The sequence below is a fragment of the Ketobacter sp. MCCC 1A13808 genome (genome assembly GCF_009746715.1).
Classification (GTDB): domain Bacteria; phylum Pseudomonadota; class Gammaproteobacteria; order Pseudomonadales; family Ketobacteraceae; genus Ketobacter.
Window position 1 is genome coordinate 288809 of the sequence record NZ_VRKW01000001.1, and the last position, 23882, is coordinate 312690.

Here is a 23882-nt window from a genome sequence, read left to right on the forward strand (position 1 = left end):
GCGAAACAACAGAACACGTGGATGCACTTCAAATGTTCAGAAAGCGGATAATTTTGCGGTTAAGTTCATCATAGGAAATAGGTTTGGCAATATAGTCTACCATTCCCGCTTCTAACGCCATATTACGATGCTTATCGAGCACATGCGCAGACAATGCAATTATCGGACAATTTTTCAGGCCTTTCGCTTTCTGCCATTTGATAATGCGTGACGCGGCTTCGTATCCATCCATTACCGGCATTTCACAATCCATTAAAATCAGATCATAAGGTTGTTCTCGAGATTGTACTTTTTCCATCGCAGTACGACCATTATCCGCCATGTCTGCATCCAATCCCATTTTTTTCAGAAAACCAACAATCACATTCTGATTGATCTCGTTATCTTCCACTACCAGAATTTCCGGTTGCGCGTTTTCCACAGCGATCGAATTAATGGCAATCGTTTCATCCAGTTTAGCACTGCTTTCAATTAACGACCCGTCAAAGAGCTCAAGAACAATAGCGTGTTCGGCTATCTGTACCGGATCGGGTATCCCCAGGGGGACATGGAACCAAAAGCAGGAGCCATCTCCGGGTTCGCTTTGCACGCCCATTTCGCCGCCCATCAACTGAGCAAATTGCTGGCTGATCACCAGACCCAGACCCACCCCTAATCGAGGTGCATTCCACCCCTGATCAAGTTGCGAAAACGATTGAAACAGTTTGGTCTGGTCATCCTGGGTAATTCCGATACCGGAATCTTCCACCTCGAATCTCAGCACCAACTTGTCATTGTGGATCTGGTCCGTTAACTGCACATTGATATGTACGTAACCTTTTTCTGTGTATTTGAACGCATTAGACAATGTGTTCAGGATAATCTGTCGAATGCGTGTCACGTCCCCCACCAACTGAAGCGGGGTGCCGGGAGCAATAAAACAACCCAATTCAATACCTTTGAAGCGGGCATCGTATTCATAGATAGCACAGGCATCACTCAGAACACTTTGCAAATCGAATTGCTTGGAATTGAATTTCATTTTGCCCGCTTCTATTTTGGAATAATCAAGGATATCGCTGATTACTTCCAGTAGACCTTTTCCTGCGTTCTGTATTGCTGTGACATACCGCTTCTGATCTTTATCCAGGGATGTACCCAGTATCAACTCCGTTAAACCCAACACCCCGTTCATTGGTGTTCTGATCTCATGGCTGACCTTGGCCATGAATTCGGTTTTGATCAGGCTTTCGTCCTTGATCATTTGTATTTTGTTGCTCAATATGCGGTGTTCTTTCTCCATTATCTTCAGCCTCGACCCCAAGGCTACTGACAGCACGATTAACTCGCACACCCACACGGCGCTGACACCGTAAGTAATCCAACGGACGTCCGTACGCAATACGAATAAATTCAGCACCACCCAAGCGGTCATCAGGAAGACGATACCGAAGCCGAGTAGAAAAACCGGAGCAGATGTATGTCCGTCCAACCAGCGGTAGATACCAATCAAAATCAAATAACAACAAGTAAGTAAAGTATAGAGTGCAATACCGATGTGCAATTGTCTTAGGGGCGCCACCAGTGCGGCGAAGACAAAAGCCACTGCCACAAAGAACAGTAGATTACCTACCTGGTACAATCGACGATGATATTTCCTTAGTTCAAGAAATTCAGAACCGAATAACAAGGCCCCGGCAACGCTAAGACTGATCGCGATTATGGCTCCGGTATCCTGTAGCTCCAGCGCTATCCACAGCTCTGATAACGTGCCGTCCATAAAGGTCATATATAACACGCCACCAATCACATGCAGCGAAAAATAGAAATACACCCATTCCCTGGACGAAAAATACTGAACCAGGTTATAAACCAGCAATGCCAATGCAATTCCGTACATGATTCCCAGTAGGCGCTCAGTCCATTGGCTGTGCTCAACATAAGAGAGGTTGTCATAGACTCTGATAGGCAACATGATATTGGTCGAAGAACGAACCCGGACCATACAATTCTGGATGGCGCTGGCTTGCATATTCAAGGGAACGACAAAGTTTCTTAATTTTAACAGACGGCTGTCATACTGGATGTGATCGCCAGCCGGGGTATAACGGGGCTGCTGGTCTGCGCCAAAACAATAAAATTCCAACTGGTCCAGGATGGCGTAATCCACTTCCATTAATACCATTCTGTCAACGCTGGTCCCATTTTTTAATGAAAAATAAAACCAATTATTGCCATCACGAAAGCCCAGATTGGGTGATGCATCCTGCAGCCCGTTAAATGCACCTTGCTGATATTTCAGCAATGCGTCATCGAAGGAGGAGTTCCCACGCCTGTCGTGCCAATACAACAAGTACGGCGCCAGGTCGATGCCTTCGGCTTTTCCAGGTATAACAGCAAACGGGTTGCTTGACGGGCCATTGTGCGCGTGAGCAGAGCCACACAGTAACGCAACCAGCAACATTTGCATCAGCCAGGCAGGCGTGTGACGCAGCATCCCGTTAAAACCGCCCGTTGACGGAAACAGTACGGCCGGTATCATTTTTATAATTATTCATTGGCAACATTAGCTTCTGATTTCCTGTGACCTACAGACTTTAGAATATACTGGAGCCCGCTTCTGCTCAATCTGTCCGAGTTCGGACTGTCTAACCAAATCGCTTTACATCCAAATCAGAGCTTACACCGTAATTACTCTTGCATAAGGTATTCGAATCAACCGTTATTTTCCACGGCGGCTTTTGGAGTCTGAAATCGAAGTACCGGTTTCAAGGTTTACACGTTGATCCGGCCAGATCACGTCGAATGGCTCTGGTTTGGAAATATGGTAGCCCTGGGCGTAATCCACACCCAGCAACATGAGCACTTCCAGAATACTTTCGTTTTCAACAAATTCAGCAACAGTGACCAACCCGAACACTCTGGATACTTCCACTACTGCACGCACCAAAGCCTGATCTTCGGGTTCTTCCGGCAGATGACGGATAAAGGAACCGTCGATCTTTACCATATCAATTGGCAGCTGTTTTATATGATACAGCGAAGAAAAACCGACACCAAAATCATCCAATGCAAACTTGCAGCCGAGCTTTTTGATATCCCGCATTTTCTGCGCGGTAGAAACAGCGTCCTCCACAGCAGAGGTTTCAGTAATTTCAAAAATAATTTCAGCCGGATTTACGTTATAGAATTTGAACTTGTGTGCAATCTCATCGTACAAGTCCGGATTGCGGAAAGATACACCGGATAAATTAATCGCAAACACCGCATCGACACCGGCCCGCTCCAACACCTGTTTGCGCAACAACACCTTATCGATCACTTTAAGATCCACATCCTGAATCAATCCCGAGTTTTCGGCTGATTGGATGAACTTGAAGGTAGGAAGCGGTTGCCCCTCCTCATCAAAAACCCTTAACAACGCTTCGAAATGGGAAAGCCGATTTTCTTCTATATTCTGAATCGGCTGGAATACGACATTCAAACCGTCAGTGGCCAGCGCCTCTTTTACCTTTTCGTTCCAGTACACCCGTTCATGAGTACGCTCACGATCATGTTCATCCGGTGAATAGATATGCCAGCCATTACGACCGGAAGTTTTGGCCTGGTACATCGCTATATCCGCGTTAGCCACCAAATCATCAACAAATTCGCCATGATGCGGAAACAACGCAATGCCAATGCTGGTCGATACCCGGTGAACGCGACCATTGCCCAGCACCTCGACACTGGCCAGCGCGTCGCATAATCGCGATGCGACTTTGCCTACTGCATCAACCTCGACTTCACGCAGCAACATTGCAAACTCATCGCCTCCTAACCGGAAAATCTGATCTGAATCACGTGCTTCGATAGACAAGCGTTCAGACACTCTTCGCAGCAATTCGTCACCCACCTTATGCCCACTGGTGTCGTTTACATCCTTGAACTGATCCAGATCAAAAAACAAAATAGCGCCAATGCGATCATAGCGTTTGGCATGAGAAATGGATTTTTGCAACTCCTCCCCAAAGCGGCGACGATTGAACAAGCCGGTAAGCGGATCATGGGAGGCCAGCCACCCTAAACGTTCTTCTGCTTCTTTCCGTTCACTGATATCCAGCGCAATACTGAGTATCTGGTTTTGTTCCTTTACATTGGGCAATAAAGAATGGTGCCAGGCCATATAAACTGTGGTGCCATCCTTTCTTACTACTGCGGACTCATGATGCAATTCATTACGAAAACCGTTCACTAACTCATTCAACTGGAAGCGTAAATCCGGCAATTGCTCGTTATGGGGTAATAGCCAGAAAAAAGATTTTCCCACCAGCTCCGTAGTATCGTAGCCGGTTATCGACCCACAATGGTGATTGGCCATGGATATACACCCGGTGCGATCCTGTGTGATGATCAAGGCATGGGCCGTGTCCAAAATGCTCTGCACAAATTGCTTTTCAGCTTGCAGGTCGTCGGTCTTTTTCTCCAGTTGCTCGGCACGGGTGTGCAATTCCGATTGCAGTTCCTCCAGTAAATGGGAAAGCCGCAACGCTGAGCTATTCAGAATATCGCTCTCATCTGAAAACGGAATGTCCCGCTGCAAAGCATTTAGTTCCTTCCGTATATAGGTGAATTTTTGCGTTGCCAGCAGGGGCAAAACCGAGGCCATAATCCTCAGCCGATTAAGCGGTCCCCATAACGTAGTCAACAACACCACTTCCGCAAACACCAGTCCGACCAGGGCAAAGATTAAGCCGTTACGCTGCAGGGTTTCGTGCTGCGTCATTTCAGCAGTGATATCGGAAATCAGATACACTTCGCCCTGACGCGGAAATACCGCGCCCTGTAATGGGCGTAAAACAATTTCATAGGATCGTTTGTCGCGCGCGATCTGTAAGCCGTTAAATACGTCTGCGCGACTGTACTGATTCGCCAATTCAACCAGTAACGGAATATCCTTTGTCATTACCGAAGCCGTCAGTATTTCGCTGCCCCAATTAATAAGATAGTGCTCGTTATTATCCAACTGGGATTGATTACGGCGCACGGCCAGTGCGACTCGCGCCTTGGAAATGGCATGGAAATGCTGAATGATCTGATCCAGATAGGCACTGTATACCACCATCCCCCTGCCCCAGCCAGGCAGCTCCAATGGCACAACCACATACAGTTCACAGGTATCGAAACAGGCTAACGCAGAACGAGGCTGCCAATCGATGCGAAATTTTTCAAGCATGCCGGGCGGTATCCTAGGATCACCCTGCCACAGTAAAACCTCATCAGTTGGTGAAAACACCACGGCTGAATTTACCGCGCTTTCCTCCCGCAGCGTCTCCCAATAGGGTGCAATACGCTGCTGAATGTCATCTTTGTTGCCGCTGCGGATGGCCGCTTCGACCCCTTCAATTTGCACCAGAATACGGGCCACCGCCTCCATCCGGTGAGCTTTTCTGTCCAGCAGGGCATCTAATTGTTCAACATAACGCTGGGTACGGTCTTTGCCCATTTCATTTAGCTGTAACTGAGCGGAATAGTGGGAGGCCAGCATAAAAATAATGAACACAACGACAAGCAACGCGCTGGTTAGAGCCAAAGCGCGCCACTTTAAGCTAATAAACCGCTCTTGTTTCCTGTGTCCGAATTCTGACATGAATGATGGGTTGAACTCGTTTAATTACGCCGAGCCTCATCTGGGGCTGCTGCGGCCTTCCTAACAAGTATAGATGAGAGTTCTACCAACCCATGACCTTTTTCACAAATGGAATTGTGATCAGGCGTTTTTCCTGCAAGGACTGCAGATCCAGGCGTTCTATGACGGCTTTCAGCGAGTTCAGATCGCGGCCGGAGCGATTGAGGATATAGGTGGCCACGTCTTCGGAAACAGAAAACCCCCGCTGTCGTGCCATCGACTCCAGCGCATCCGCCCTACCGGCATCGTCCAGCGCCGTTAATTGATAAATTTCCATAGCGCTGAGGCGGGAGATCAGATCTGGTAATGACAGTTGTATTTGCTGGGGCGGTGCTTCAGAGGCAACGAGCAGCGCGTGACCCCGGTCTTTTAATTGGTTGTACAGGTGGAACAGAGCTTCCTGCCATTGACCATGGCCGCGCATACAATCCAGATCATCCACCACCACCAGGTCGAATTCGCTGACGCCGGTAAGTAAGCTTGTTGACAGATCTCGGGCCTGTGCTGCATCCAGGAAGAACACCCTCTGGCCGCTTTGTTCGGCTAACTGACAGGTTGCCAGCAGCAAATGACTTTTTCCGGTTTGCTCGCCGCCCCACAGATACAGCCAATCCGGCTTGCTGTCCGGATATTGATGCAAGCGGTCTCGCGCTTGCGCCACCTGCTTCAGACGGGACAGGATTTGCTCATTGCCGGTTTCGATAAAATTTTTGAAATCTGAATTGGGCTTGCGCGATAAATGTAACGCAAGCTGCGGATGGGCAGTGTCACTCATGGCGGTTCCGTAGCCGGACTTTTTTAACCCTGCCACTGGTAATAAATTACCGGCAGAGTGGGTTCAGGCGCCGGCACCGTCGGCACCCCCGGTTCCACTGGGCCCTGATCGCTAGCACTAGGAGTGATGCGCTCTGGGTCTGCGGTAGCCGCTGATTCATCTACAGTGGCAGCCCCCATTGCACTGGCAGAAGTCGTTAACGGACGCGACTCACCACTGCTCAGCTTAACGGGTTTCGGTGCCTCCACCGGGATCAACTTGTTGTCCAGACGAAAACTCTGCACCAACGTTTGCATATTATTTTCCAGCGTCACAAGGTAGCGCACTTGAGCGCCTTGAACTGTTTCCGGAAAACTGTACCGAACCGCAATCAAGCCGTTCAGATACTCACCGAGCCCGGCAAAATCGTCTAGATTACGCACTCCACTCACATCCAGCAGGACCTGCTGGCCAAGATCCTGAGACGAAACCACCGCGTAATAGCCCCCCACGCGATCGGCCAGTTGATCCACCAAATCCGATACAGCTTCATCGAGGGATGCTGATGAGTGCTCCCACCATTGCTCCTGGCCATCGATCACCACCACGGAATTCAGGTTTACGATGCCGCCACTATTGTTCATTTTCACCAACGCGACCGCGTTCGACTGATAACGTTCTGAAGCCGCAATAACCGGGTCGGTAAACAGCCCCCAGACATCGCCGGAGCTGACCCGGGACAGATCTCTGGTATCGTATTTCGGAAAGGTGATGGGTAGGCCACGGCGGGATGCATGCACCATTGCCAGTGCCTGTAGGTTTTGCTGCGCAGAGCCGCCCACTAGTTTGCGCCCTCTGCCGTTGTCATAAGCCAGCCATAGCGTCAGGCTGGGGCGATTGCTGGACCAAATTGGGTAGCCGTTTCTGCGCAGGTATTGGTTTATGGCAGCCACATCGTATTTGACGTTCAAATACGTGCGTTCGACCGGGCGCGCACCTTCTTCCGCTGCGGGCATTTCGCGGGTTTCATAGCCAAATTGCACAACAAAACGTTCAGCGTTACTGCGCGCCTCGCGAATCACGTCTTGCTGCGCAATCAGCGACGAACCACTGACTTTCACCAGAACGTCCAGAAACCCGTTAATGACGGCCGTACTGCGTGCCTTCACGGTACGATCCGCCACTGGCACGGACGCCTGATACAAATCTTTAACTTCGACAGCCAATACCACAGAGGATACCGACACCCAGACGAGGCAACCGATCAGGGCCCTGAACAAAACATGAATTCTAATCATAAATCTCTGGCAAACCTGCAAAAACAATGCGCTGAAGTGTACAACGTCGCAGCCGTGGATTAAACCGAAACCTGTAGCTGCCGCCCTCTCTGGCTGCGCTCAATGATTGGGCTTCGGGCCAAGTCCTGCTAGAATAGCCGGCCTGTCAGAACCCTCAGTAACCATTGGCGAGCTTATATCTATCATGTCCGACAAAAAGCCTTCTCTCAGCTACAAAGATGCAGGCGTTGACATCAACGCAGGTGACGAACTGGTGCAACGCATAAAATCAGTAGCCAAACGTACCAGCCGTCCCGAAGTCCTGGGTGGTCTGGGTGGATTCGGGGCGCTGTGCGAGATTCCGGAAAAATACAAGCGACCGGTGCTGGTATCCGGCACCGATGGCGTGGGCACCAAACTGAGACTGGCGATTGACCTCAACCAGCACACCAATGTGGGCATCGATCTGGTGGCCATGTGTGTCAATGATTTGTTGGTCACCGGCGCTGAACCCCTGTTTTTCCTCGATTACTATGCCACCGGCAAACTCGATGTGGACGTCGCCGCCAACGTTGTCGCCGGAATCGGCAAAGGCTGTGAATGGGCCGGTTGCGCTCTGGTCGGTGGCGAAACCGCAGAAATGCCGGGTATGTACCATGACGGGGATTATGACCTGGCCGGATTTTGCGTCGGCGTTGTTGAACGGGACCAGATTATAACCGGAGATAAAGTCGGCGCGGGGGATACCCTGATTGCCGTCGGCTCATCCGGCCCTCACTCCAACGGCTACTCACTGATCCGGAAAATAATTGAGATCAGCAACGCCGACCTGAGCGAAGAGCTGGACGGGGCGCCACTCAGTCAACACCTGATGGAACCCACCCGCATCTATGTAAAATCCATTTTGGCGCTACTTGATCAAATAGACATTAAAGCCATGGCCCATATCACCGGTGGCGGCATCACCGAGAATGTGCCGCGGGTGCTACCTCCGAAAACCAACGCCGTAATAGACACCGATTCGTGGGAGTGGCCAGCAGTCTTTCAATGGTTGCAGGAGAAAGGTAATGTGGAAACCAGCGAAATGCACCGCACTTTCAACTGTGGTGTGGGTATGATTCTGTGTGTTGATGCGGATAAAGCAGACAGCACACTATCCTTGTTGCGCAAGCTCGGGGAGCACACCTGGAAAATCGGCCGCATCGAAGCCGGCTCAGACGAAACCCCGCAAACCCTTTTTCAGGGTAAGTAGATATAGACCGTGAACACCGTCAAACTTGTTGTATTGATTTCTGGCTCCGGTACCAACCTGCAGGCCATTATAGAAGCCATTGAAAAAGGCCTGGTTCACGCTGAAATCAGTGCTGTGATCAGTAATCGTCCGGACGTTCGGGGACTTGCCCGTGCCCGTGACCAGCACATCGCAACCGAGGTCATTGATCACAAACAATTTACAGACCGCCACCGGTTCGACCAGGCCTTACTGGAAGCAATTGAGTCCTACCAACCGGACCTGGTGATACTGGCGGGTTTTATGCGCATATTGACGGACCGGTTTGTGACCCACTTTCACGGCAAAATGCTGAATATCCACCCTTCCCTGCTGCCCAAGTATAAAGGGCTGAACACCCATGCAAGGGCCATCGAGGCCGCCGAATCCGAGCACGGCTGCAGTGTGCACTTCGTTAACAATGAGCTGGACAGCGGGGCTGTGATCGGTCAGTTCAAAGTCCCCCTGCGAATGAACGATACTGTCGAGACTTTGTCCAAACGGGTACAAATCGCAGAACATAAACTGTATCCAGCCTGTATTGAGCTGTTGTGTCAAAAGCGGATTCAGCTGACTCCCGAGGGTGTAGAGCATCGGGGGCAACTGTTACCGGACAGCGGGTTGGATCTGACTGAGGATTAATATGGAAAGTAAGCGCCAGCAACTGATCGGAACAATTTTTTTAAGTTGTCTAATCAGTGTACCGGTGCAGGCAGCAGAAAAATCGGCGCTTGAAGACGCACAGCCTCAATCTGCAGCAGCCGCAACCGTTGAATTCCCCTTCAAACTGTTCACTGCCAGCTACCGTGGCGAAGCCTATGGTATGTCCATGGAAAAGTTGGGAACCCGGTCGCTAATGCAAGTTGATGCCCAGCGCTACCGCATCGAATACAAAGCCAATGCCATGATGTACAGCATGGAGGAAACCTCAGACTTCATCTGGCAGGATAATCACATCATTCCGCTTGCCTACCATTCTGAGCGCGGCACCTTTCTGAGCAAACGCAAAGCCCGACTCTTATTTGACTGGGATGCCGGCACCGCAGAATACAAAGTCAAGAAACGCAGCGGTGAGTTTACCATTAGCCCTGGCGACCAAGACCCGATCACCAGCACGCTGACATTAGCCTTGAAAATTGACCAGAAAAACCCATTAATCGAAGTCTCGGAAGCGAAGAAAGACAGCGTAGAGATGCTTGAATTTGAGCGTATTGACGAGCCGGAGCTGCAAACCCCCATCGGCGACATCAAGACCCTGCATCTGAGACGGATTCACGATGACCCTGAGCGGCAAACAGAAATATGGGTCCATCGGGAGTACCCCTATATTCCGGTCAAACTCAGACAGAACGACGACGGCGAAGTATTTTTACTGGAGTTAACGGACTTAAAACTAAACTAACTTCCGAGCCGTTGTGATGAAGGCAAACGAAACCCACTCTCCATAAGCGCTTCGAACTGATCGATCGCCAGCGGACGACTATAGAAGAAGCCTTGAGCGTGAACGCAACCTAATTGCAGGAGCCGGTTGGCCTGGGCTTCAGTTTCCACTCCCTCCGCTATGACTTCTACCCCCAGACCATTCGACAATGCCACCACCGCAGAAATAATGGCACTACCTTGAGGTAAATGAACATCATCCACAAAGGTTTTATCAATTTTTAACACCGTAAACGGCAGTTGCGCCAAATACGCCATAGACGAATAACCGGTTCCGAAATCATCGATCGCAATCCCGGTCCCCAACTCGCGGATGCTTGCCAGATTTTCCATATTTACTTCGGTTCGTTCCAAAAACAGACTTTCGGTGATCTCGACCTCCAGCAGGTTAGGATCAACCCGGCTGGACACGACCGCCTGTTTCAGAAGCTCGATCAGATCCGGATCCTGCAATTGCTGCACCGACATGTTAACGGAAACCCGGAAACCCGGTGGCAAATTGTAATCTAAACTCCACTTACGCACCTGTATGCAGGTGGTCTCAAATACCCAGCGACCGATACCGTTAATTAGACCCGTTTCCTCGGCAATGGGAATAAATATGGCCGGAGAAACATCCCGCTCACCCGCACGCCATCGAATCAAGGCTTCGGCTCCCACGATACTACCGGTTTTCATATCGTACTTCGGTTGAAAATGCAGACTGAAATCCATAATCTCATATGCGCGGCGCAACTCAACTTCCAGCGCCATTGTTTCTTCCACCTGAGATTTCATATCGGACTCAAACACACGGTATCGATTCCGGCCTTCGTGTTTGGCCTGATACATGGCCATATCCGCGTTTTTTATCAGTTCACCAGCGGTTTTGCCTAATTCCGGATAATAAACGATGCCGATACTGGCACCCACGTAGAGCTCCTGCCCCAATATTTCGAATGGCTGTGACAATGCGTAAATTAATTTATCGGAGACACGCCGGGATGCCTGCTCTGCATGATCTCCGCTAATAATGACCGTAAATTCGTCACCTCCCAATCGACATAGTATATCGGTATCCCGTATACAGTGTGCCACCCGGATAGCCACTTCTTTTAGCAATGCATCCCCGGCGTCATGTCCAAGCGTGTCATTTACCTGCTTAAACCGATCCAGATCCATAAACAACAACGCAAATGTCTGGCCACTATGGTTACTGTAAGTTATGGAATTATTCAATGCCGAATTAAATAGATTACGGTTACCCAGCTCGGTTAACGAATCGTATTGAGCCAGGTAATGCAGCTTCTCTTCTATTTTTTTGCGCTCGGTAATATCTTTGAAAACGATTACCGCGCCATCAAATGAACCGGAGGGCGAATGCGTTGGGCTGGCGGTGTATTCAACGGGAATCATCCGGTTAGTGGATGCCCTGAACACACCCACATCGGAATGAAATGCCTTACCCTGAGAGCAGGAATGAAATAGCTTGGATTCCTTCCAGTCCGAGCCGCTGGATTTATGGGTAGATACGATAACGGACTTGTACAGGGGCTGACCAATTAACGTGGTGCCATTACAGCACAGAATCATCTCGGCCGCCGGATTGATAAAGGAGATCAAGCCGTCGATAGAGACACCGATGATACCTTCCCCCACTGACTTCAATAATACTTCGTTACTGGTTTTGACTTGCCGCAAGTTACTGAGCGCTTCTTCCAGCTGTTTTTGGCGCCCGTCCAGCTCAAGAAAAATACGCACTTTGCTGAGCAGCACGAACGGGTTAAACGGCTTAAACAAAAAATCGACGCCGCCGTTTTCGTAGCCTTTAAAAAGATAACTCTCTTCTTTGTTAATCGCAGTCAAAAATATGATCGGCACGTGCCGTGTCTTCGGCCGCTGACGCATAAAGCTCGCGACTTCAAATCCATCCATACCGGGCATCTGCACATCCAGCAACACCATGGCCACGTCTTTTTTCAATAGAATCGATAACGCTTGCGGACCGGAGGTAGCGGATATTATTTCCACATTGTCCAACTCGCTCAATGTCGCCTCCAACGCGACTAAATTGGCTTGTTGGTCGTCAACAATCAGTATGCTTTGCATCATAACGCGTTACTCCGCGCACCCATCTTAACCAAGCGTCCTGCAATTTCATGGATGGACAAAACACCATCGACCCTAACCGCCTTAATAGCAGACAGGGGCATGGTATCCACACTGGCTTCCACCGGATCCTGCACGAACACGGTGCCGCCATTTCTTTTTATCGCGACACAACCATCGGCCCCATCGGAGTTGGCCCCGGTAAAAATACAACCGGCCAAATGCTGTTCATACACTTCCGACGCGGAAATAAAGGCCATATCGATCGAAGGTCTGGAATAATTCAGTGGTGCGTCCAGACTCAAAGCGATGCTGTGATCAGCGTCAATTAATAGATGATAATTCGGTGGCGCAATATACATACATCCGGTTTCTATTTTTTGTTTGTCTTCCGGTTCAACTACCTTCAGATGGGTGTACTTAGACAGCATTTCCGGTACACCACTCACTCTATTCGCCCGCTGGTGTAACACCACCACTGTGGGCACCTGGTATTGTTCAGGCAACGCCTGCAAAAATTCGATCAGGGTTTCCAGGCCGCCACTGGAAGCCCCCACTACCACGAGTTCCAACCGTTTAATCAACTCGCTGGAACACTCTTGCCGGTCCATCAATCTCCCTGAATCTATTTTGGTTAGGAAGGCTGCGTAACGACTCCTTAATTCCCAGCCCCATGAACCCTCCGATATCCAGACTATCATGAAATAAGGTTAGCACTTTTGTCTGTAGTTCGCGGCGAAAGTAAATCAGTACGTTTCGGCAAACCACCATCTGCATTTCACCAAACACCTGATCTGTAACCAAATCGTGCTGGGTAAACACGATGTTACGCTTTAGTTCAGGATCGATTAGAAACCTTTCGTAACCAACGGAAACAAAGTCACTAAAGTGCCCTCTGGCGCCGGACGCCTGATAGTTCTCTTGTGCCGTCGCCAGCATCCGGTCGTGGTACACCCCTTTACTGGCCTGATCGAGTACCTGAGAGTTAATATCCGTGGCATAAATAACGGCGCGATCACCCAGACCTTCCTCCCGCAGCAGGATTGCCATGGAATAGGCTTCTTCCCCGGTCGAGCAGCCGGCATGCCAGATTTTAATAAACGGATGGGAGCGTAATTCCGGTACCACTTTCTCCCGGATCACGCGGTAAAATGACGGATCACGAAACATATCCGTCACATTGACCGTCAAGCCTCGAACAAAGTGGTTACAGCGTTTCTTATCCTTAATCAGTTCGTTTTGCAGGTCCGACACCCGCTCAAAGCTATTATCGGAAATATATCGGGCCACGCGACGCCGCAAGGAAGCTCGAGTGTACTCGCGAAAGTCGTAACCCCAGCGCAAAAACAGCGCTTCCATCAGGCATTCTACTTCCACCTCGAACTCACTCAACTGGTGACTAAAATGGTCTTGCTGCATCAGCTTTGTCTCAACCACATTTTAATCATCGATTTGAGCTTAACCGTTTCCACCGGTTTCGAGAGATAGTCATTGGCACCGGCTTCAATACAACGGGCACGGTCATCACGCATTGCTTTTGCGGTGAGCGCGATTAAAGGCAGGGATTTAAACTGACTCTGACTGCGAATTTTCTTCATGGCCTCCAATCCATCCATTTCCGGCATCATCACATCCATCAATACCAGGTCAAAAGCCGGTTGTGATGCCAGCATATCCAAAGCTTCTATCCCGGTGCTGGCGGTTTCAATTTCAAAGCCACTTTCTTCCAGCACAGCAGAGAGAGAATATAGGTTACGGATATCATCGTCCACGAGCAATAATCGCTTACCTGCGAAATTCAAGCCATCAGACGGACTGGTATCCACCCACTCTTTGGTATTCGGTGTCTTATCACTTTCGTTCACCCAATGCAAAAATAACGTCGTTTCGTTGATCAGCCGGGAGATGGACTTATCCGTTTTCAAGACTATGCGTTTGGCGTACTTACGCAGGTCGGCGTCCTGTTTCTTATTCAGGTCCCGGGCGGTATAGATGATAATCGGTGTATTGCCCAGAGTCGCTTCACCCAATGCCTTTGCCAGACCAAACCCATCCACATCAGGTAACTCAAGATCCAGAATAATAGCGCCATAATGTTCGCTATTTACCAGGGACAACGCGTGCTCACCGGAACTGACGATATCACTGGCAATATTCTGTTTGTCGAAATTCATTTTCAACTGTTCGCACTGAACCTCGTCGTCCTCGATTATCAGAACACGCTGGTAGCTAAGATCGTGAATTTCGGATTCTATATCCTGGAACAACTGATCCAGACGATCACGACTGAACGGTTTTGCAATAAACTCTTCCGCTCCCGCAAGGTCGGATACATTGACATTGAGCTTCCCGGAGATAACATGAACCGGAATGTTCCTGGTTTCCTTATCCTCCTTCAACATACTCAGCAAATGCTCACCCGGTGCATCCGGCAAACCCAGATCAAGAATGATGGAACCGGGCAAATGGTGATTCAAATAGGCACGGGCATCTGCCACCGTATGAGCGCAGTGTGCTTCAAATCCGAAATCTTCTGCCAGATTTTTTAACACGCCGCTAAAACTGGGGTCGTCTTCAATGATCAAAACGGTTTTTTCCCGCACCACGGCAGCCCCGGAAAAGGGCGCATCTTCGGAAGATACGCCCGCTGGCGTGAGCGGCTCCGCAGACGAGGTAGAGGGTTTGGCTGGAGAGGTTACCTGCTCTGTGCCCGAATCGTTTGCTTTATGCACACCGGGTGTCACTGTTCGCGGCAAATACAAAACAAACTCAGAACCGAAATTTTCACCTTCACTGAGCACATCTACACCGCCGCCCATGATTTCCGCCAATTTTTTCGAGATAGTCAGACCCAATCCAGTACCGCCGTATTTGCGACTGATGGTGCCATCTACCTGTTTGAAAGCCTCAAAAATCAAACCGAGCTTGTCCTTCGGGATGCCGATCCCGGAATCTTTCACCTTAAAGACAATGGCATCCTCTTTTCTGAGCAGGTGACCTTCAGCCAGGCGAACATCGGTTTCGGCCCGACCGACGGATACGTTAACTGAGCCCTTGTGGGTAAACTTGAGTGCGTTAGAAATAAAATTCCGCAGAATCTGACTCAGCCTGTGCTCGTCTATCAAAATACTATCCGGCAGTTCCGGCTCGACCTCGACCCCGAAACCAATTTTCTTATTCTCCGCCTGGACATCGAACTGACCATGGAGTTTGTCCGCAAATGCCTGTAGGTTGAGCTCTTCCACCACCAATTCAAGCTTGCCCTCTTCCACCTTCGACAAGTCCAGAATATCGTTGATGAGCATCAACAAATCGCGGCCGGAAGAATTAATCACTTTGGCATGTTCAACCTGTTTTTCATCCAGATTCCGCTTTTTATTCTCCACCAAACCCTGGGATAAAATCAGAATACTGTTCAGAGGCGTACGCAATTCATGGGACATCGTTGATAAAAATTCTGTTTTGTACCGACCGCTCATTTCAAGCTGTTTGGCTTTTCCGTGCAGTTCTTCCCGTGAAGCTTCCAGGTCTTTATTTTTTTGAGCAATTTCCTCTTTCTGCCGATCCAATAACTGGTTGCGTTCTTCCAGCTCTTCATTCATTACACGCAATTCTTCCTGTTGCTGTTGCAATCCTTCTTCCGACGCACGCAAGGTCGTAGCCTGCTCTTCCAACTCTTCATTAGTCGCGCGTAACTCTTCCTGCTGTTGTTCCATCGCCTCTGCCTGCAGGCGCGTGCGTTCCAGGGCGTCCGCCAACTGCATTCTGGAGATAGCTGAACTCAGGGCGATAGCGAGCCCTTCTGCACTGCGTTCGACAAAATCGATCTGATGCTCTGTGAACGGGGTAAACGACATGAGTTCGATCACTGCCAGCAGGTTTCCGTTAAACTCCAACGGAACCAGCATCACTTCGGTGGCAGTGGCTTCACCCAGGCCGGACGCTACCGGTGCGTAATCCGCAGGCAAATCACGCACCATAAACAGTTTACGTTCCAACGCAGCCTGGCCCACCATAGACTCACCCAACAGAAACCGAGTACGGTCGCCTTTGCGGTGACTAAAGGCATAGCTCGCTTTCATAACCAGCGTATCGCCTTCCAGCAAATAAAGCGCACCCACATTGGCACCCAATAGTTCGGCCAGACAGCGTAAAATATTATTGCTTACCTGCAGTGTGGTCAGTTCACCTCGCAACGCATCATTGAGACGCGATATCTGTTCCTGGCGCTCGGTGCGTATCGCGGATTCCTGATACTGCTTTTTCAATCGATCGCGCATGGTTGCCAGCGCCATAAACAGGCGGTTCACCTCAGTGCTGGTCCCAATGCCGACCTCCACGTCAAGATTACCCTCCGCGATCTGTCCGGCGAGCTTGATCACCTGACCGATAGCACTGGTTACCACAATAATGAGCCAAATGATGGCAAACAACACCAAGCCAACCAAAACCGTCCCGATAACGAATTGGCTAAAGCTGGCCGCTTCCGATTCGATGCGGATGGTATCCAGCGTTTTATCAAAGTCATTATTGACGGTTTTATTAAAGTTACGCACCAGCAGGTCATATTGTTTCCGCTGCTTGAGCGTGGACGCGATCGCTGAGTGCATTTCGTCAGCGGAAAATTCGCCATTAAGTACTCTCAAAGTGTACTTTTGGGTATCTGAAATGTATTGATCAAAGCTAGCCAGCATTTCATGCGAGCGGCTCGCCAGCGACGGTTTCAGCGTTGTGATTCTCAATATATCTTTGCGCTGGCTCGTGCTGTGATCCATCGCAGCGGCCAAAGTATCGTATTCATTCTCCGCAATGGCCGCTTCAAACAAGCGGTTCACATCCAGAAAGCCGATCTGCAACCGATTGCCGATCCTGACCAGCTGAGAATCGATGTCCTGAACTTGCTTTAGCTTCTGGTTGGTTTCAGTGAAAAAGGAATAATTACTGAACACAATATAAGAGAAACCGAGCAATGCCATCACAGCCATCAGTGTCATTTTCAGTTTGATTGAAGAGTTAGCGAACTTAATCAGCGAGTTTCTGAGTATTTGCAACATTGAATGTCATATACATGTGAGTTATTTAGTAGGTAATTGCACTCAATCACCGAGTCGGCCTACAGGAGTCCGGGTAGTGCCCAGACCCACTGAATGATGCCAGATCTGCGCTCTACCACCGCACTGAGCGCTATCCTAGCTACGCCCCATAAGTCCTTTGATTGCATTTGGTAAATCCGCTGGAAACACCACGGTTTTTCCATTCGGCGACACCGCTACTTTCTCCAGGGATTTTACGTATTTTTCACCAAGCAAAAACAACACCGGCATTTCCTTATCGCCGATCGCGGCGGTCACCATTTCGATGGCCTGTTGACTGGCTTTTGCTAATACCACGTCCGCTTCCGCATCCCGGCGCGAGGCTTCCAATCGCCCTTCCGCTTCCAGAATTGCGGCCTGCTTATCCCCATCTGCACGGGTCACCGTCGCACGACGTGCCCGTTCCGCAGCGGCCTGTTCTTCCATCGCCGTCTGCATGGTGCCGGACGGGTTGATATCCTGAATCTCAACGGTTTTTAAGGTGATGCCCCAATCAGAAATATCATCAGAAATCGCGTTTTTCAAATGCGCTTTTATTTTATCCCGTGAAGACAAGGCATCATCCAGATCCATTTCACCGATAATCGAACGCAGAGAAGTTTGTACCAAAGTCCGAATCGCAAGGCGATAGTCCTCAACCCCGTAAACGGCTTTTTCCGGCGAAATAATATTGATATACGCCACTGCGTTGGCAATGATGACGGCGTTATCTTTGGTGATTACTTCCTGTGATGGAATATCCAAAACGATGTCTTTCGTTGTGACTTTGTAGGCGACGGAATCAACATAGGGAATAATGATATTGAGCCCCGGCCCTAATGAATTGTGGTATTTCCCTAATCGCTGTACCACCCATTTATTACCCTGCGGCACCAACCGCACCCCTTTCGCCAACGTGACCAATAACAAAATGAATATTGCAATGACGACGTAAAACCCTGCGTTTACCATACTCAGTATTCCTTATTAAAAAGCTTCAAACCCTTGCCTGTAACCGGACACCGGAAACAACTGTGCCCTTCGTAACAAGCGGCTCTCGATTCTTATTCGTTTTTAACCCACCATTTTTTCTACTACCAGGGAATTACCCGATACGTCTTTTACCCGCACCCGGTCCCCCTCTGCCAATGAATCCTGAGAAATAATAATCCATTCATCACTCCCCAATATAGGCGCAGGAAAACGCAACCGCCCCCGCCGTTCTTTTGTCGGCACACTGATCACCTGGCCCACCTCGCCGACAATCGCTTCCCGTGACATGCCAGCCTTGGTTTTATCAATTGACAATGGTTTTAAAAACCTAAACCAAAGCAAAGCTAACGCCGCCGAAAGGAGAGTCCAGATAAAAATTTGCCAATTGACACTCAAGCCCGGCAGCAAGAACAACAGCCCTCCCATGAGGATAGCGGCCACACCGAACCACAGAATAAAAAAGGTGGTAATCGCGATTTCACCCAGCATCAACACCACACCAAAAACAACCCAGTGCCAATACAGCAATTCAAGTTCCATATTTAGTCCAACTATTTGATTATGCTACCCAAACGAAAGATTAGCACATGCAAACAAATAAGGCCGGAACTCAATGAGCCCGGCCTTTTTTGCAATGCTTCATGCAGAATTCTGAGCAGCGCCCGATTACGCCTTTGGCAGCGTTACACCGGTTTGACCCTGATACTTACCGCCACGATCCCGATAGGACACTTCGCACTCCTCATCCGACTCCAGGAACAGCATCTGCGCCACGCCTTCATTTGCATAAATTTTCGCCGGCAAGGTTGTGGTATTAGAAAATTCCAGGGTCACGTGCCCTTCCCACTCCGGTTCCAGGGGCGTCACGTTCACGATAATGCCACAACGGGCGTAAGTGGATTTGCCAAGGCAAATGGTCAGCACGTTTCTGGGGATTCTGAAAAACTCGACTGTGCGTGCCAGGGCAAATGAATTGGGAGGAATAATACATACATCACTGTCTACATCCACGAAACTTTTATCAGAAAAGTCCTTGGGATCGACCGTAGCAGAATGAATATTAGTGAACACTTTAAACTCAGTGGAGCAGCGCACATCATACCCGTAGCTTGAGGTGCCATAGGAAATAATCCGGTCGCCACTTGCGCCGTGGCGCACTTGGCCTGGCTCGAAGGGTTCAATCATGCCGTGTTCTTGCGCCATACGGCGAATCCAGATATCAGATTTGATGGACATTGCGTTCCGTTACTCCCCTGAAATGAAGGGCGAATCATACCTGTTTTTCGCCCTTGAGGTGAAGTCCTCAGTCGTTATGGATACTGATTTTCGGGGATGCCCCGGCAGAGCGTCCGGCCATTTTGGCCAACTGTCCTGCAGACAATCGTGCTATTTGTCGATAGACCGCTGCAATCGGCCCATTGGGATCGCTGGCCACCGTCGGCTTACCACTGTCCGCCTGCTCGCGGATAGAAAGATCCAGGGGCAAGCTGCCCAGCACCGATACCCCGTATTCTTTCGCGATGGCGGCGCCACCACCTTCACCAAAGATATGCTCCTCATGACCGCACTGGCTGCAAATGTGAGTGGCCATATTCTCTACCACCCCGAGCACCGCCACATGCACTTTGCGAAACATCTCTATGCCCTTCTTGGCATCCAGCAACGCGATATCCTGGGGGGTCGTCACGACCACAGCGCCGGATACCGGCACCTGTTGCGACAGGGTAAGCTGAATATCGCCGGTGCCTGGGGGCATATCGACCACCAGATAATCCAGATCATTCCACAACGTTTGCTTGAGCAATTGTTGTAAAGCACCACTGGCCATCGGCCCTCGCCAGACCATAGGCGTTTCTTCAGTGGTCAAAAAACCCATAGAGATGGATTGAAGCCCCAAACTCTCAATCGGCACAAAGAAATTCTGCTGATGCACTTCCGGGCGGGTACCCTTAGGCACCCCCAGCATCATGCCTAAACTGGGACCGTAGATATCCGCGTCCAGTATACCCACTCGCGCCCCGTCAGCCGCCAGAGCCAGGGCCAAATTCACGGCGGTAGTGGATTTCCCCACGCCCCCTTTGCCGGACGCCACCGCCAGGATGTTCTTGACTTTGCCCGCGCCTTCCAAAGGCTTATCCTGGGCGGGCTTTACCTGCCAGGTTAGTGTCAGTTTCAGCTTGGCAAAGCCCAAGCCGGTAAGCAGTTGCGACAACGTTGCCTGCAGCTGCTCCCGCACCGGCTCGATGGCGTACCCGAAACAGAGTTCCGCCGACAATGTATCCCCGTTTTCCGCTACATTGCGGATTTCCACAACATCGACGAGATTTTGCAATGATACCGGATCGGCGTTCGTCGCCAATACCTGGCGTATCTTGTCATACATCGCTTGGCTCATACTCTCAACTCCTGGTTGCTACTGCGGGTGACCATCACTAATTACAGGGCCGCTATGCTAAACCAATTTACCCGGTCAATATAGCCGGATCTGGTGCTTCGCCTGCCTCACCGCTGGAATCCATACCCTAATAAGGATATAGTTAGCCGCCTGATTTTCAGCCCCTAAACCGCTGTATTTCCTGAATCTTAATTTGCTGCTCCTAATTTCCTGAGAAATGACGACAGAAGCCACGACTGAGACCCATGACTGACGCAAACACATCGACGCCCCGCAAAATACTGGTTACCAGCGCCCTGCCCTATGCCAACGGCCCGATCCATCTGGGGCACATGCTGGAACACATCCAAACCGATATATGGGTGCGTTTTCAGAAGATGCGTGGTGAACACTGTATTTACGTGTGCGCAGACGATGCCCACGGCACCGCAATCATGCTCAAAGCAGAACAGCTGGGGGTCACACCGGAAGCGCAAATCGCCCGGGTACAGGCGGAACATGAGCGGGACTTTGCCGGATTCCTGGTGGAGTACGACAACTACTACACAACCCATTCAGAAGAAAACCGGGTCCTGTCCAATCGCGTTTATCAAACCAATAAAGACCAGGGCAATATCGTTGAGCGCGAGATCAGGCAATTATTCGACCCGGAGAAAAGTCTGTTTTTGTCCGACCGCTTTGTAAAGGGTACCTGCCCTAAATGCGGCACAGAAGATCAATACGGCGACAATTGCGAAAAGTGCGGTGCGACCTATGCGGCCAGCGAGCTGAAAAACCCCCGCTCCACTATCTCCGGTGCGCAACCGATTCTTAAAGCCAACACTCAGCTGTTCTTCGACCTGCCCAAATACCAGGACTTACTGAGCCGGTGGATTCGCTCCGGCAGCCTGCAGGAAGGCATTGCCAACAAGCTCAACGAATGGTTGGAAGCCGGCTTGCAGCAGTGGGATATCTCCCGTGAAGCGCCCTATTTCGGCTTTGAAATCCCAGACCAGCCCGGCAAATATTTCTATGTATGGATGGACGCGCCGGTGGGCTATATGGCCAGCTTTGAAAACCTGTGTAAACGCCGCGGCGACCTTAATTTCGAGGATTACTGGAATCCGCAATCCGGAGCCGAGCTGTATCATTTTATCGGTAAAGACATTATTAATTTCCACGGTTTATTCTGGCCTGCCATGCTCACCGGTGCCGGTTACCGCACGCCAACCGGCATATTCTGCCATGGCTTTGTCACGGTGAACGGCGCCAAAATGTCCAAGTCCCGAGGTACCTTCATTAAAGCAGAAACCTATCTGCAGCATCTAAATCCGGAATACATGCGCTATTACTTCGCAACCAAGCTGAGCAGCCGCATCGACGATATAGATCTGAATTTTGAGGATTTCTGCCAACGTGTGAATGCGGATCTGGTCAACAAGGTAGTTAACATTGCCAGCCGGACGGCGAACTTTATCGGCAAGCTGGGCGGCAAACTGAGCAGCACCAATGCCAATCCGGAACTTACCCACGCCTTCCAGAATCAGGCAGACACCATCGCCCAATACTACGAACAGCGCGAATTCGGCAAAGCCATGCGCGACATTATGGCATTGGCGGATCGCGCCAATCAGTATATCGATGAACAAGCCCCCTGGACGCTGATAAAACAGCCCGGTAAAGAGGCAGAAACCCTGAATTGCTGCAGTGTCGGCGTGAATTTATTTCGCTTGCTGGTACTCTATCTGAAACCGGTATTACCTAAGTTGGCGGCCGACGCAGAGGCGTTCTTGAATATTCCGGCGCTGAGCTGGCAAGATCATGGCACCCTGCTGGCGGATCACGAAATCAATAAATTCAAAGCCTTGATGCAGCGTGTGGACATGAAGCAGATCGACGCCCTGAGCGAACAGGCAAAAGCCGAAGCAGAAGCAGAAATGGCTCTGGGCAAGCCCAAGACCGCATTGGATCTCGACCCGGTAGCGGCGCAGATCAATTTCGATGACTTTGCGAAAATTGACATGAGAATAGCCAAGATTGTCACTGCAAGTCATGTGGACGGTGCAGACAAACTGCTACAGTTAACGCTTGACCTGGGAGGAGAGACCCGGCAAGTATTTGCAGGCATTAAGTCTGCCTACAATCCCGACGATTTAGTGGGTAAACTCACGGTGATGGTCGCAAACCTGGCACCGCGCAAAATGAAGTTTGGCCTCTCGGAAGGAATGGTAATGGCCGCGGGGCCCGGTGGGGCAGACATCTTCCTGTTATCACCAGACTCTGGCGCGAGCCCCGGAATGCGGGTTAAATAAAACCGCATCGGAATACAATCTCACTCACTACCACCACGAACTTAGTGAATGTTATGCCGGAATTTTTACTGGTGCTGGTAAGCACCATATTAGTGAATAATTTTGTGCTGGTTCAGTTTCTTGGATTATGCCCGTTTATGGGCGTCTCCAATAAACTAGAGGCAGCTATGGGCATGTCCCTGGCCACCACGTTTGTACTCACCCTGTCCTCAGTGCTGAGTTACCTCACCTATACCTATGTGCTGGTGCCACTGGATGTGGCCTATCTCAGAACCATTTCCTTTATTCTTGTCATCGCAGTCACGGTGCAATTCACTGAAATGGTGGTACGCAAAACCAGCCCGCTACTCTATCGCGTGCTGGGTATTTTCCTACCGCTGATTACCAGTAATTGCGCCGTACTGGGCGTGGCCTTGCTTACTGTCAAAAAGGGCATCGACAGTTTTATGGACGCTTTTTTGTATGGGTTCGGGGCTGCGTTAGGGTTTTCGCTGGTGCTGGTGCTATTCGCCGCCATGCGCGAGCGCATTGCCGTGGCCGATGTACCCCTACCTTTTAAAGGCGCCTCCATCGGTTTGGTCACCGCCGGGCTTATGTCGATGGCCTTCATGGGGTTCTCCGGTTTGATTAAGATTTAGGGGCTGATATGGACATG

General features: G+C 50.2%; 17 protein-coding genes. 5 read left to right on the forward strand and 12 right to left on the reverse strand.

The annotated features are described in order from the left end of the window. Nucleotides 1-28: 28 nt before the first annotated feature. The 4 genes from FT643_RS01380 to FT643_RS01395 all read right to left on the reverse strand — a co-directional run bounded on the left by FT643_RS01380 (nucleotide 29) and on the right by FT643_RS01395 (nucleotide 7699). A complete protein-coding gene (locus FT643_RS01380; RefSeq protein WP_156868888.1) occupies nucleotides 29-2521 on the reverse strand; it encodes a hybrid sensor histidine kinase/response regulator in 2493 nt (830 codons plus the stop codon). A gap of 180 nt (nucleotides 2522-2701) precedes the next feature. Then, entirely contained in the window at nucleotides 2702-5551 is a 2850-nt protein-coding gene (locus FT643_RS01385) for a bifunctional diguanylate cyclase/phosphodiesterase (RefSeq protein ID WP_198043235.1), read from the reverse strand. A gap of 139 nt (nucleotides 5552-5690) precedes the next feature. Then, entirely contained in the window at nucleotides 5691-6422 is a 732-nt protein-coding gene (gene hda, locus FT643_RS01390; protein WP_156868890.1) for a DnaA regulatory inactivator Hda, read from the reverse strand. A 23-nt stretch (nucleotides 6423-6445) separates the two neighbouring features. Beyond that, nucleotides 6446-7699, reverse strand: a complete 1254-nt coding sequence (locus tag FT643_RS01395) for a DUF2066 domain-containing protein (RefSeq protein ID WP_156868891.1) — start codon at nucleotides 7697-7699, stop codon at nucleotides 6446-6448. A gap of 184 nt (nucleotides 7700-7883) precedes the next feature. Between FT643_RS01395 and purM the strand changes: the two genes are divergently transcribed. Genes purM through FT643_RS01410 form a run of 3 tightly spaced genes read left to right on the forward strand, consistent with a single transcriptional unit; the run spans nucleotide 7884 to nucleotide 10350 of the window. Then, complete coding sequence (gene purM / locus FT643_RS01400; RefSeq protein ID WP_156868892.1) at nucleotides 7884-8930, forward strand: phosphoribosylformylglycinamidine cyclo-ligase; 1047 nt, start codon at nucleotides 7884-7886, stop codon at nucleotides 8928-8930. A gap of 9 nt (nucleotides 8931-8939) precedes the next feature. Further along, nucleotides 8940-9590, forward strand: coding sequence for a phosphoribosylglycinamide formyltransferase (gene purN / locus FT643_RS01405; protein WP_317621910.1), 651 nt, complete (start codon nucleotides 8940-8942; stop codon nucleotides 9588-9590). Between the two features lies 1 nt (nucleotide 9591). Next, nucleotides 9592-10350 carry a DUF3108 domain-containing protein gene (locus FT643_RS01410; RefSeq protein WP_156868893.1) on the forward strand — a complete coding sequence of 253 codons (759 nt, stop codon included), beginning with the start codon at nucleotides 9592-9594 and terminating at the stop codon, nucleotides 10348-10350. On the opposite strand, the gene FT643_RS01415 is transcribed toward FT643_RS01410, so the two are convergent. The 8 genes from FT643_RS01415 to apbC all read right to left on the reverse strand — a co-directional run bounded on the left by FT643_RS01415 (nucleotide 10347) and on the right by apbC (nucleotide 20936). Beyond that, nucleotides 10347-12479 carry an EAL domain-containing protein gene (locus FT643_RS01415; RefSeq protein ID WP_156868894.1) on the reverse strand — a complete coding sequence of 711 codons (2133 nt, stop codon included), beginning with the start codon at nucleotides 12477-12479 and terminating at the stop codon, nucleotides 10347-10349. The genes FT643_RS01410 and FT643_RS01415 overlap by 4 nt on opposite strands. Next, the gene (locus FT643_RS01420) at nucleotides 12476-13087 is read right to left on the reverse strand and encodes a chemotaxis protein CheB (RefSeq protein ID WP_156868895.1); all 612 of its coding nucleotides are present in this window, start codon (nucleotides 13085-13087) and stop codon (nucleotides 12476-12478) included. The genes FT643_RS01415 and FT643_RS01420 overlap by 4 nt, the downstream gene beginning before the upstream one ends. Further along, on the reverse strand, nucleotides 13053-13913 hold the full coding sequence (locus FT643_RS01425; RefSeq protein WP_317621911.1) for a CheR family methyltransferase: 861 nt from the start codon (nucleotides 13911-13913) through the stop codon (nucleotides 13053-13055). The genes FT643_RS01420 and FT643_RS01425 overlap by 35 nt, the downstream gene beginning before the upstream one ends. Further along, nucleotides 13895-17470: a response regulator gene (locus FT643_RS01430; RefSeq protein ID WP_198043236.1), complete on the reverse strand. Its 3576-nt coding sequence runs from the start codon at nucleotides 17468-17470 to the stop codon at nucleotides 13895-13897. Before FT643_RS01430 ends, FT643_RS01425 begins: the two co-directional genes overlap by 19 nt. Before the next feature lie 195 nt (nucleotides 17471-17665). Then, nucleotides 17666-18520: an SPFH domain-containing protein gene (locus tag FT643_RS01435; RefSeq protein ID WP_156868897.1), complete on the reverse strand. Its 855-nt coding sequence runs from the start codon at nucleotides 18518-18520 to the stop codon at nucleotides 17666-17668. 102 nt (nucleotides 18521-18622) lie between these two features. After that, entirely contained in the window at nucleotides 18623-19081 is a 459-nt protein-coding gene (locus tag FT643_RS01440; RefSeq protein ID WP_156868898.1) for an NfeD family protein, read from the reverse strand. A 126-nt stretch (nucleotides 19082-19207) separates the two neighbouring features. Beyond that, nucleotides 19208-19777 (reverse strand): dCTP deaminase, encoded by a 570-nt coding sequence (gene dcd, locus FT643_RS01445; protein ID WP_156868899.1) that lies wholly within the window; start codon nucleotides 19775-19777, stop codon nucleotides 19208-19210. Between the two features lie 67 nt (nucleotides 19778-19844). Continuing rightward, nucleotides 19845-20936 carry an iron-sulfur cluster carrier protein ApbC gene (apbC, locus tag FT643_RS01450; protein WP_156868900.1) on the reverse strand — a complete coding sequence of 364 codons (1092 nt, stop codon included), beginning with the start codon at nucleotides 20934-20936 and terminating at the stop codon, nucleotides 19845-19847. 245 nt (nucleotides 20937-21181) lie between these two features. On the opposite strand from apbC, the gene metG reads away from it, so the two are divergent. Together metG and rsxA are read left to right on the forward strand one after the other, a co-directional pair. Then, nucleotides 21182-23227, forward strand: a complete 2046-nt coding sequence (metG, locus tag FT643_RS01455) for a methionine--tRNA ligase (RefSeq protein WP_156868901.1) — start codon at nucleotides 21182-21184, stop codon at nucleotides 23225-23227. Between the two features lie 53 nt (nucleotides 23228-23280). Beyond that, nucleotides 23281-23865: an electron transport complex subunit RsxA gene (rsxA, locus tag FT643_RS01460; RefSeq protein ID WP_156868902.1), complete on the forward strand. Its 585-nt coding sequence runs from the start codon at nucleotides 23281-23283 to the stop codon at nucleotides 23863-23865. Nucleotides 23866-23882: the final 17 nt, after the last annotated feature.

Coding starts and splice junctions, on each gene's coding strand:
- FT643_RS01395 (WP_156868891.1), bottom strand. CDS start 7,699: ATGATTAGAATTCATGTTTTGTTCAGGGCCCTGATCGGTTGCCTCGTC.
- dcd (WP_156868899.1), bottom strand. CDS start 19,777: ATGTCCATCAAATCTGATATCTGGATTCGCCGTATGGCGCAAGAACAC.
- purM (WP_156868892.1), top strand. CDS start 7,884: ATGTCCGACAAAAAGCCTTCTCTCAGCTACAAAGATGCAGGCGTTGAC.
- FT643_RS01430 (WP_198043236.1), bottom strand. CDS start 17,470: ATGACACTGATGGCTGTGATGGCATTGCTCGGTTTCTCTTATATTGTG.
- hda (WP_156868890.1), bottom strand. CDS start 6,422: ATGAGTGACACTGCCCATCCGCAGCTTGCGTTACATTTATCGCGCAAG.
- FT643_RS01420 (WP_156868895.1), bottom strand. CDS start 13,087: ATGGACCGGCAAGAGTGTTCCAGCGAGTTGATTAAACGGTTGGAACTC.
- FT643_RS01440 (WP_156868898.1), bottom strand. CDS start 19,081: ATGGAACTTGAATTGCTGTATTGGCACTGGGTTGTTTTTGGTGTGGTG.
- FT643_RS01410 (WP_156868893.1), top strand. CDS start 9,592: ATGGAAAGTAAGCGCCAGCAACTGATCGGAACAATTTTTTTAAGTTGT.
- FT643_RS01380 (WP_156868888.1), bottom strand. CDS start 2,521: ATGATACCGGCCGTACTGTTTCCGTCAACGGGCGGTTTTAACGGGATG.
- metG (WP_156868901.1), top strand. CDS start 21,182: ATGACTGACGCAAACACATCGACGCCCCGCAAAATACTGGTTACCAGC.
- apbC (WP_156868900.1), bottom strand. CDS start 20,936: ATGAGCCAAGCGATGTATGACAAGATACGCCAGGTATTGGCGACGAAC.
- FT643_RS01415 (WP_156868894.1), bottom strand. CDS start 12,479: ATGATGCAAAGCATACTGATTGTTGACGACCAACAAGCCAATTTAGTC.
- FT643_RS01435 (WP_156868897.1), bottom strand. CDS start 18,520: ATGGTAAACGCAGGGTTTTACGTCGTCATTGCAATATTCATTTTGTTA.
- rsxA (WP_156868902.1), top strand. CDS start 23,281: ATGCCGGAATTTTTACTGGTGCTGGTAAGCACCATATTAGTGAATAAT.